The organism is Mesorhizobium sp. LNHC232B00, assembly GCF_000502435.1.
Lineage (GTDB): Bacteria > Pseudomonadota > Alphaproteobacteria > Rhizobiales > Rhizobiaceae > Mesorhizobium > Mesorhizobium opportunistum.
Genome location: NZ_AYWP01000015.1, coordinates 152,161 through 160,184, shown reverse-complemented (window position 1 = coordinate 160,184; position 8,024 = coordinate 152,161). Strand labels below are relative to the sequence as shown.

5 protein-coding genes and 2 pseudogenes are annotated in these 8,024 nt (G+C 60.7%); 2 read left to right on the top strand and 5 right to left on the bottom strand.

Annotated features, from left to right (window positions below; all coding sequences use genetic code 11):
• On the bottom strand, positions 1-578 hold a 578-nt coding region (locus tag X743_RS1000000170935), incomplete at its 3' end, for a transposase (RefSeq protein ID WP_156934466.1).
• 166 nt (positions 579-744) lie between these two features.
• On the opposite strand from X743_RS1000000170935, the gene X743_RS1000000172240 reads away from it, so the two are divergent.
• Entirely contained in the window at positions 745-1,140 is a 396-nt protein-coding gene (locus X743_RS1000000172240) for a hypothetical protein (RefSeq protein WP_156934465.1), read from the top strand.
• Positions 1,141-1,706: 566 nt separating this feature from the next.
• Entirely contained in the window at positions 1,707-2,468 is a 762-nt protein-coding gene (locus tag X743_RS1000000172865) for a hypothetical protein (protein WP_198028462.1), read from the top strand.
• Positions 2,469-2,886: 418 nt separating this feature from the next.
• Here the strand turns inward: X743_RS1000000172865 and X743_RS12115 are convergent.
• From X743_RS12115 to X743_RS149685, 4 genes and pseudogenes are all read right to left on the bottom strand, one after another.
• Positions 2,887-3,893 (bottom strand): annotated as a pseudogene (locus tag X743_RS12115) (biotin/lipoyl-binding protein).
• Positions 3,868-5,643: a type I secretion system permease/ATPase gene (locus tag X743_RS149675; protein WP_245264263.1), complete on the bottom strand. Its 1,776-nt coding sequence runs from the start codon at positions 5,641-5,643 to the stop codon at positions 3,868-3,870. The pseudogene X743_RS12115 and the gene X743_RS149675 overlap by 26 nt, the downstream one beginning before the upstream one ends.
• A 369-nt stretch (positions 5,644-6,012) precedes the next feature.
• The gene (locus tag X743_RS149680; protein WP_023766920.1) at positions 6,013-6,813 is read right to left on the bottom strand and encodes a hypothetical protein; all 801 of its coding nucleotides are present in this window, start codon (positions 6,811-6,813) and stop codon (positions 6,013-6,015) included.
• A 719-nt stretch (positions 6,814-7,532) separates the two neighbouring features.
• A pseudogene (locus X743_RS149685) lies at positions 7,533-7,991 on the bottom strand (HlyD family efflux transporter periplasmic adaptor subunit); the annotation flags it as partial.
• Positions 7,992-8,024 lie beyond the last annotated feature (33 nt).

The window sequence follows — 8,024 nt, the reverse complement described above, 5'->3', positions numbered from 1 at the left end:
GCCCTGGTCCCGATCGCCCGTTTGCGGCCGCCACGGCGGCGAACGGCGAGCTTCTCCTCCCGATAGAGCCGGAACAGCTTCTTGTGGTTCACGACCAGGCCCTCCCGCCTCAGCATCACGAGAAGACGCCGGTAGCCGAACCGGCGACGCTGCTGCGCGATCGCCTTCATCCGCTCGCGAAGCTCGCGGTCGTCCGGCCTGCTGGTCTCGTAGCGAACCGTCATGCGGCAACAGCCGATGGCTTTACACGCCCGCCGTTCGCTCATCCCGAAGCCTTCCTTCAGGCGAGCGACAGCTTTCCGCTTGGCCGCGGACCATTTCTTTCCCACAAGATCCTTCAACGCGGCATTGTCGAGCATCGCGTCGGCCAGAAGCCGCTTTAACCGCGTGTTCTCGTCCTCCAGCGCCTTAAGTCGCCGAGCCTCGGAGATATCCATCCCGCCGAAGCGGGCCTTCCAGTTGTAGATCGAGGCGTCGCTGACCCCGTGCTTGCGGCACAGATCGGCAACCGACACCCCGGCCTCGTGTTCCTTCAAAATTCCGATGATCTGCTCTTCAGAGAAGCGGTTACGTTTCATGTCCTGGTCCTCTCGATGGGCCAAAACGAACTTCAAACCGGATTAGATCAGAGGGGCAAGGTCACATGCCGCCGACGCGCTGACGGCCATATTCTTCCAGCGATCGGGCGTCCTGCAGTCACTTCGGCCCAGCATTCCAGATAACTGGGATGGTCTCGACGCGGTCATGCCCGCGCTTACAGGTCTGGTCACAGGCGCTGCCAGTTCAGGCTATCTGGCCGTCTTGTTTCTCGACCTCGTCGAAACGTCGCCGCGGCCGGCTCTAGTACCCTACCTGGTTGAGGCTCTTGGAGCGTGGTGCTCGGCCTATGGGCCGGATACGAGCTTCTGGGTCAGCCGCGACATTGGCGGACGTGTATGCCGCTGGTTAGAGGATGTTCTTGCAGATGGTGTGCCAGGATTGCCAGATTCTACTCAGGCAAAAGCCTTGCTCGACAGCCTCGATGTGCTGGTCCAGGCAGGGGTGACCTCGGCACGCGAGGTCGAAGAACTATTGGCGGCAAGCAGTGCGGTTGAACGCGTTTCGTTCCAGATCGCAGGTGTTGCCAATCGCGTCATCTAGCGAACCGAAACCATAACCGAAAGATACAAAATGTCTGGATCCGCAACGCCTAGCCGCGAGGATATAGTCGACGCCCGCAACTCGACGCGCTCAGCTACCATGCTAAAACGAACCGGGCTTACGAGGATAAAGGCGAGAGATCGATGTACAGGGATCAAACGGATCCTAAACGGCACCCCTCGCCGGGGGCGGTCAGTCCCGCGTCCCGCCTTTTGGCGGCGCTATGCTGACGCTCCTTAGGCCGCCCTGTTGAACCGGTCTTGGGGTCACGAACCGGCTTCGCTGATGAAATGACCTCTGTTCGAATTGCGGACATTTCATCGGCTCCGCTTTGTACGCCGTCTTTGGTGTCGCCGCTTCCGCGGCACGTTTTAGTGATAGAGGCGATCGAGGCTGTATGACCAAGTCACTTGCGCCGATTACGCTGCCCTCGCACCTTGGATAGTGTGAAGCATTTCCGGCTTGAGATGCGTATAGCGCCGCAACATCTTCCAATCCTTGTGGCCCGAACCAGGGCCACTCTGCCCTGGGCGGGTAGTTCGCTCGTCAGGCATACCCTGGAGGGCATGGTGGCAACCAACCCGTTCGGCACCTACGGTGCGCGCCCGCTGGCAGTGGGCGACTCCCGTTTCCACCTCGGGCAGGATGGCCATGAGGCTATCGTGCACGGGTCCGGATGGAACGCTTACATCGGTCCGGCGCCGTCACCCCTGCCACCAATCAAAGCGGATGTGGGGATCGGTGCGGCGCTCGCCGTCGTACTGGGTGCCGCACCTGTTCCGCACCCGCTTCGCTGCTATGATCGACCCGTTCGCCTGCAATGCCTGGGACTGGGCCGATGTCCCCAAGCTGGTAGAATTCTCCCCGATCGGGGCCCCGCTCGGCCATGTCGTGACGGCAGGGCTCGGCTCAGTAGCTCGGCCACGAATTACTATCTGGCTCTCGCTACTCGGGACTTGCGCGCCAGCCGGATCGACCACGAGCATGTCGGGATTCACAACGTAACGCGCTCTCCCGTCTTCACCGATGCCCATGCCAAGATCGGCCTGGCCAAAGTCAAGGCTGTCGCCGCCTTTCTCCGAGAAGCCGGTGTCGAGGATGTGGCGGTCGACTCGGACGCGGTCCATGAGTCGGCGCTGTGGAATTCCCGTGAGGCGGGCTCGACGGACGTTCTGATCTCGGCCGCCAACGAGTTCAACGTGCGCTATCACCGAGATGGGATTTCCGCCGATCCAGCTCTATGCCACCACGGGCCGAAACTGACAGGCGATCTTGATACGGCACGTGCCCGGAGCGAAAGCTTGCTCGCTCTGCGTGTTCCCGCCTGAAGCGAAGTTCGCTCCCACTGCCTGCGCCACAGATGGGCCGCGGCCGCCCCAAACGGCGGTCGAACAAGACCGCGTCGACGCGGCGCTACCCTTCCTCTCCTTCGCCGCAGGACTAATGACCGCAACTGAGGTTCTGAAGCTCACTGCCCTGTCTATCCGCTCTCGGCCGAACGGGTGATGCTGGGCCTGAAGGGCCAGCCGCTGTTGGTTGGCAACCCGCACCGCACTGGATACCTTTGCGAGGGTCGTCACAAAGCCGTGCACCAACCGCAGTCGCGGGCTCGCGCTACGCTGAGTTTGCAATATGAGGCCATCGGGGGCTGGCACCTGAGCAATGGGACCTCGGAACCGACAGCGTCCGGACGTCGGCCGCACGGGCTCTTCGCGAAGGGGCCAAGCCAAGCTAATAGAATGACATTCATTCCTCCCGGAATGCCCGACTGATTTGGTCCGACAGCGGCTTCATGAAATAGGAAAGCGCCGTACGCTCGCCCGTCTGGACCATCGCTTCGGCCGGCATGCCGGGCACGAGCGTCAGGTCCTTGAGCTTCGTCAGTTCCNATCGATCCGTCGCAGTTCCTGTTCAGCCGCCACCTTGCGCTCACCATACTCCCCGACCTGCGCCTGAACCTCTCTGAGCTCCTGGCCGACTTCGGTCTTGAAATCCTGATCGATCTGCGGGATCTGCAGGCGCGTTTCGGCTATGCGGGCTGCTGTCTGTGCCTGATCTGCGATCTTCTCACCGCGTTCGCCACCGAAAGTGGCAACCTGGATCTTCAGGCTGTTCAACCGTTGGTCCGAGACAATGCCTTGGTCGCGCAGCCCACTCAGAACAGCAATTTCCTTTAGGAGAACCTCGATCCTTTTTTCACAGGCAATTTCCTGCGCCTCGAATCCTTCGATCTCGTGGTGATATTGAGTAATGTGTTCCGCCAGTTGCGCCTGCTTTCCGTGGCGGGATTGTCTGCGGAATTCGAACAGCAGCGTCTCGCTATGTATTGCCGAAGCTACGTCCGGAACATCTCTTCGGGCGAGCAGCCAGTCCGGGAAGGCGATCTCCGCGAGATCGTCACGCTCAGCATCGAGTCGTGCCTGGTAGGCGGCGAGCTCATCGAGCCGCTTGGTGACTATGGCGAGATTAGCGCGCGTCTGGGTGGCATCGAGCCGCATGAGGATGTCGCCGGCTTTTACTTTATCGCCTTCGCGCACCAGGATTTCTCCCACCACCCCGCCGGTCGGGTGCTGCACCTTCTTGACATAGGAATCGACGACAAAGTGTCCGGACGCGACAACCGCACCGGAGAGATTCGTGAAGGCCGCCCAGGCTCCGGCTCCTCCCACAAAGATTACGCTCGCCAGAAGGCCCGCCACCAGGTGGCGGCGAATGGAGCTGGAAACGTCATTGTTCTGCTGAATGCCGGACACCGGGATCCTCCATGTCAGCGCGCTCTCCCACGTTATCCTGTGTAGATTCGATGGCCTTGACGCCAGCGCCTCGTGCCATCGCTGTCCCCTTCAGGACTTTGGAAAGCGCTTCATCACGCGCACCGAATGCTCGCTGCCGTCCACCTTCCATCACCAACACCAAATCCACGGCGCGGATGGCGCTGGGCCGATGGGCGACGACAACCGCAATGCCCTTGCGCTCGCGCACGGAGGCGATCGCCTTAACGACCGCAGCCTCGCCTTCCGAATCGAGATTGGCATTGGGTTCATCCAGCACAACAAGGAAAGGGTCTCGATAAAGAGCACGGGCAAGACCGATACGCTGGCGCTGCCCGGCGGAAAGTGCCGATCCGGCCTCACCGATCGGAGTTCCGTAGCCGTGCTCAAATCGGAGGATCAGTTCGTGCGTGCCCGCTGCTTTCGCCGCGGCGACAATAGCCTCAGGGTCAGGATTATCTTCAAAACGAGCGATGTTTTCGGCGATGGTGCCGTCGAACAGTTCAACACCTTGCGGCAGATAGCCGATATGACGGCCTAGTGCTTCCCGGTCCCATTGATCGAGGCTTGCGCTGTCGATGCGAACTTTTCCGGCCACCGGCGCCCATGCGCCGACGATGGCGCGCGAGAGTGTCGACTTGCCCGAGCCCGATGCACCGATGATCCCGAGTGCGCTTCCCGCCTGAATGGCAAACGCAAGGCCGGTCACGGTCGGCTTCCTTGCGCCGGGCGGAACGATTGTCACGCCTTCGAGGCGCAGTTCGCGTTCAGGTGCAGGCATTGGCATAACGGCAGCGGATTCAGGAACCTTTTCCAGGAGGTCCTCCAGCCGCGCCCAACCCTGGCGCGCCATGAGGAAAGGTTTCCAGCTTGAAATGGCCAGATCGACCGGCGCCAGCGCACGCCCCATCATGATCGAACTGGCAATCATAACCCCGGCCGTAGCCTCCTGTCTGATGACAAGGTACGCGCCGACGGCAAGAATGGCCGATTGCAGCAGCACGCGCAGCGATTTTGAAATGGCACCCAGCCCACCTGCCACGTCCCCAGCTTTCCGGTTGGCGGCCAGAAACTTGGCATTGGCCTTTTGCCATCGGGCAGCGATCCGCTTTCCAAGACCGAGAGCTTGCACGACCTCGGCATTGCAACGCGCTGCTTGCAGCAGACCATTGCGTGCCATGTTGTGGGAAACGGTATCGCTTATCGGCCGTTGCGAGAGAGTGTTGGCAAGGAGTGTCAGAGATGTGAGGCCGACCGCCCCGATAAGTGCCGTCATGCCGATCCAGAAATGAAGGAGGAAGCAAATGCCAAGATAAAGCAGCATCCATGGCAGATCGAAGAACGCTGTCGGACCGTTTCCACCTAAGAAGCCGCGAACATTGTCGAGATCGCGAAGCGGCTGTAAGCCGTCGCCCGGCATGCGCGTTGAAAGCGGAAGGCGAACGATCGCATTGTGAACGCGTCCGGAAAACTCTCCATCGAAACGCTCGCCAATCCGCAGCAGCACGCGGGCGCGCAAAATGTCGAGCAAGCATTGGAACGCATAAAGCCCCGCAGCAAGCACGACGAGCCCCACCAGCGTCGATACGCTGCCACTTGCCAGAACGCGGTCATAGACTTGAAGCATGAACAGCGGCGAGATCAGCGCAAGCACGTTGACCACGCCGCTGATCAACAGAATTCCCCAAATAGCGGAAGTCAGAGGGAAAGGTCTCAAAGCTGAATCCTTCAAGGAATGGTTACTCACGTAGGTCTCCGTGAGGATCTGGCGACCCAGCTCCCTATATTGCTCCCCGAGCGGCAACCGACTCGCTGATTCAGGATCAGTGCTCCCGCCGAATATGTTTGGTTTGGCATCTAATGGAGCGGGTCAACAACAACACCGTCCGGCTGAAGGTTTGGAAGGGATTCATCGTGGCCGGCCGCAAGGGCCCGAACAGACGCCTTCAGGGAGATTTCGGTGTACGACCAGCGCGACGTGCAGGGCTTCGTCAAGCTGTACACGCTGCGACTGCTCCCGGCGCCCCGGCCCATCGCAAGTAGCGGAGACGGAAAGCGCCCGCCCAGGGGGCGGGGCGCTGTTCCGTATCGTTTTTCTGGATCAAACGAAGGTGAAGTCCGACGCGGTCAGGCCTAGGTCGGCCACGGTGACCACACCGCCCAGGTGGGCGAACTCGTGCGCGCTGCCGTCGGCGGTGACATAGGCCAGAGTTGCGACTCTGTCGGTGTAGCTGCTTTGGTAGACAATGATGTCGCCGGCGTGCTCGCCGGAGATCGCACTCGCTGCCTCATTAGCAGAGTTGAAAGATTCGCCAGTGATTACCACGACATGTTCGCCGTTCGCACCCGAGGCCGCGCCACTGTAGAAGCTGCTCACCGGGTAGCCGGACTGTATGCTGGCGTTGTTGACGAAGTTCGCGCCAAAACCGTCGTTGTAGAGGCCCACCGCATCGAAGGCGAACTTGTCCTCCGCCGGGTTGAAATCGGTGATAGTGGTAATGTCCGGCTTCGACCCGACACTCGGATCGACCCCAGGCACCGGATTGTGGAACTGGAACACGAACGTGTCATTGTCGGTGCCCCCGGTCAACGTATCCTGGCCGTCACCCACGTAGAGGACATCCTGGCCGGGACCGCCGCTGAGCCTGTCATTGTCCTCACCGGAGACGCGCGCGTTGAAGCGGCCGTTGTCGCCGGAGAGATCGTCCCAGCCATCTCCGCCGAAGATGCGGTCGTTACCCTCGCCGCCAAGGGCTCGGTCACTGCCCGGGCCAGCCGAGATCTCGTCGTTGCCGCCACGACCGTCAATCCAGTCACCGCCCTGGAAACCCTCCATCCAATCTTCACCCTTGGTGCCGAGGAGTGTTTCGGCATCCGGGCTACCCTCGATAATGTTTGCCATCGAAAAATACTCCTAATGATGCACCCTGCCTGACGCGTTCATATTGCTCATCGGGTAATTAGAGAAATCGATTGCTTGGATAGACACACATTTACGAAATGGATGCATTCACGTTCACTTCGCCCTTCCGCTGAGCAGTAGCGGGCTCGCAGGCGGCGGGGACGCGCCCAGACGATCGACCCGAACATTCACACTCAAGCGGACGAGGAAAACTTGGTAACCGGCCGCCCTGGTTGGGCCCAAACCTCTCTCTGTTTGCTCGACGCCGGCATACCCGCACCGTAAGCGCTGGACGTGGACAAGTTCCGGTGGCGGCGGGTACGGCGCGGCTCAGCGATGAATGGGGGCCGGAGACGGTTCCTTCCCCGACACGCATGCTGCTACCGCGCAACAAGGGGAGGGCAATTTGCCGCCAATGGTCTCGTGATAGCGCCTTTCGCCGACAGGCTGTCGAAGTTGACCGAAGCCGAGCTGAAACGACAACTGACGGGTCCTCACAGCTGCGTTACGCATTCGCTCACCGTCAAGCCGGCCTCGGAAGAACAGGCATAGGGCTGTGTTGCCGAGTATCTCGCCAGCACTGCCCATTGCGAGCAATGGAACATTAGAGAGCGCGTTCGCGCGAGCCGAGAGTTCAAGGATCTCGGAACGACAGCTTCCGCACGTCGGCCGCACGGGCTCTACGCGACGCGGCCTACGCCAAGCTAACAGAATGACATTCATTCCTCCCGGAATGCCCGACTGATTTGGTCCGACAGCGGCTTCACAAAATAGGAAAGCGCCGTAGGCTCGCCCGTCTGGACCATCGCTTCGGCCGGCATGCCGGGCACGAGCGTCAGGTCCTTGAGCTTCGTCAGTTCCNGCTCGCCCGTCTGGACCATCGCTTCGGCCGGCATGCCGGGCACGAGCGTCAGGTCCTTGAGCTTCGTCAGTTCCGCATGCGGAACCGATAGACGCACCAGGTAATACGAAATGCCGTTTTTTTCGTCCGTCGCCAGATCTGCTGCGATCCGGCTGACATATCCGTTCAATTCCGGCGTGGTTCTCAGATTGAAGGCTGACATCCGCAGCACGGCCTTGTGACCAAGCTGGATTTGGTCGATGTCCTTCGGGGTGATCCCTACTTCCAGCGCAAGATCGTCGCCTTCCGGCACGATTAGCATGATCGGATCGGCGGGNCAGATTGAAGGCTGACATCCGCAGCACGGCCT

What these genes read in the sequence shown, in the direction of transcription:
- X743_RS1000000172240 (WP_156934465.1), top strand. Translation starts at nt 745, where the DNA reads ATGCCCGCGCTTACAGGTCTGGTCACAGGCGCTGCCAGTTCAGGCTAT.
- X743_RS1000000172865 (WP_198028462.1), top strand. Translation starts at nt 1,707, where the DNA reads ATGGTGGCAACCAACCCGTTCGGCACCTACGGTGCGCGCCCGCTGGCA.
- X743_RS149680 (WP_023766920.1), bottom strand. Translation starts at nt 6,813, where the DNA reads ATGGCAAACATTATCGAGGGTAGCCCGGATGCCGAAACACTCCTCGGC.